The sequence below is a fragment of the Vibrio sp. 10N.247.310.23 genome, assembly GCF_041467155.1.
Lineage (GTDB): Bacteria > Pseudomonadota > Gammaproteobacteria > Enterobacterales > Vibrionaceae > Vibrio > Vibrio crassostreae_C.
The window spans coordinates 1-2,395 of the sequence record NZ_JBFSTZ010000074.1 but is presented as its reverse complement, the minus strand read 5'-3'; the positions used below and the strand labels follow the sequence as shown (position 1 = coordinate 2,395).

At 53.9% G+C, this 2,395-nt stretch carries 2 protein-coding genes; both read right to left on the bottom strand.

Translation table 11 applies throughout. The features are described from left to right. Positions 1-1,104: hypothetical protein (locus AB6D93_RS23770; RefSeq protein ID WP_372159236.1), on the bottom strand; the 1,104-nt coding region annotated here is incomplete at its 3' end. Between the two features lie 86 nt (positions 1,105-1,190). Then, positions 1,191-2,395 (bottom strand): type II and III secretion system protein (locus tag AB6D93_RS23765; protein WP_372159235.1); only part of this gene is annotated, 1,205 nt, incomplete at its 5' end.

The following is a 2,395-nucleotide window of genomic DNA, read 5'->3' as shown; positions in this document are numbered from 1 at the left end:
ACCTCCATATAAAGTGATGGAAAAAGAGAGTGACCAACGATGTGGGCTCACCGGTGTCAGCGTGAGTGCCTTCATCGAGACTGGCATGACCGCAAACAGCGCCGCCAGGGTGTTAAGCTCTGAGGCGCTCACCCCTTGATGCGTCACCTCCCAAGTTTTACTTTGCCAAGTGCTTGATGACTTATCACTGCTTTGCTGCGCAATAAAACCCATGGTCACGAGCGCGTCTTGCAAACGCTGGTCTGTCGGCTGCATCGGCATCACGTGTGACTGCCAGTAAGGCAATCCAGACGCGAGGGGTAAACGCAGCGTGTGTTGGCCCCCATCGTTGCTCAAAAACAAAGAAAATGAGTTATGTTGACGCTGCCATTGCTGCCATACAACGATGAGGCCATTATGCTCACGCTCAATAGTGGCCGTCAGCTCTGCGCCTTGTTGAGTCAAGCCTTTGGCTTTCCAGCCGGGAGGCAGGAGGGCAAGGTGAGTCGCGCTCAATAGCGCCCCTTCCATGACTGTCTGCGCGCTGACTGCGTCATGCAGTACCAATCGATACATTCCCCATGGCGGGAGCGCTTTTAACTCAGGCGAGACGCTCTCATGACTCACTTGAGCAGTCGCAGGCTCGTTAGAGTCAGAGCGCTGAACATAAAGCGTTAAAGCGACCATTGCGACGAGCAACACGCTCACTCCCATTATCACCTTGCGCTTTTGCAAACGCTGACTGGGCGACGTTAACCGGTACTGCTCCAGTGAACCCAGCTCTTGGTCGCTTGGCGGCGCAATGCGCTCATGGTTTTCATCCACGGACTCAACTTGCAAAGATTCAACCAACAAAATGTGTGAGGCGCCTGCGCTTGCCGCACACAGGTGATAGTGCGCATCAGTCCAGATTTGGCGCACCACGCCCGCGTCTATCAAGGTCGCGTGCCACAGGTCACCGATATTCTCGATAACGGTGACACTTTGCTCACTGACACCGTGCGCACCTGCCTCTTGCTCATGGAGCAGGCCGCGCGCGGTCAACACCTCGAGCCACCATTCACTGCGCGCCACGCCTTCTGAATCACTGCCATACAGACAGACCCAATCACCACGCTGCGACACGTACTGATAAGGCTGCTGGCTGCGGCTTTTCAGGCGACGAATCGTCTTAGTAGCGTGACCGTGATGGGGAAGAGAGAGTAATTCCATCATCCGTCCGCCCTCCGTGGAGTGAGAAGCACCAGCGTATCGACGCGCTGTTTCACCGCACTGTTACCACCTAAAAAGGGGATACCGAGAAAGGTACTTTCTTCTGTCGTGGTATCGATTTGTGACACAGAGGCCACCACAATCGTCTGTCCGTATTTGAGCTTGTTGGCAAAGTTGATTTTGGCTTCACGCATTTGTGGGAAGACCAAGGTTTCACCGCCCACCTCTTGCGTCTCTAGCGATTCAATTTTGGTTAACATGCCCGAAGTTCGAAGATAAACGTGGTCGCGCTGAATATTCGGAACGACAATGAAATCCACCCCCTCACTGCGCTTACCGCGCTCGGTATCGGTGGTAATGACGCCCTCGTCACTGTCAGAGCTGATGTTTTCAACAAACTCGATGATGCGCTCTTGAGTGATGTGGTTGGTTTGATGGTTTTGCACCAATATCGTAATAGGCGTTTCCGTGGATACCTGCCCTTGCTGGTTCAATGCATTTATCAAGGCCGTCGAGCCGGACCACTTACCGCCGCCGGTAAACGCAAACCCAGGACTCGATGAGCCAGAAACCAAACTGGTGCCAGGAATGAAAAAGCTCAAGCTGCTGTCGCCACCAATATCGCGAATAATATTCCAGTCAATCCCTCGGTCATGGCCAAGGTTGGAACGAAATTCGAGCACTTGCACTTCCAAGGCCACTTGGCGAGTCAGCGATTGTTTCGACTGCGAAACGAACGCCACCACTTCACGCATACGCCCTGGCGTGGTGCGTACCACTAAGCGAGACAGGGACGGCACCGCTTGCACAGAGCCCACTAAAGATTCTTGTGCATCTCCCTCTCCGGTTAAATCCGGATCGAGTTGCAGCAATGCTTTCACGCCCAGCGCCACCTCCCCAAACACATCCACATTGCTGCTCGATAAGGTGACGTATTGCCCATCCACTTTTGCAGAGGCTTCCTCATCGTCTCCGCCTTCGCTGCTTTCACCGCTGCCAATCTGGTCGCTGAGCATCCCTGGCGGCAATTCCAGTTCAAAGGTGCGCGACACAAAGCGTTCGACGTTCAATGTGTTCCCTTTGGGGGTAAAACCGATATTAAGCTGACGCTCAATGTCATTGAGTAACGTTGACAGTGAGCCGTCATGATGAATACGCACGCGCGTATTCGGGCTCACGCCCGCCCCAAACCACGCTTGTTTAT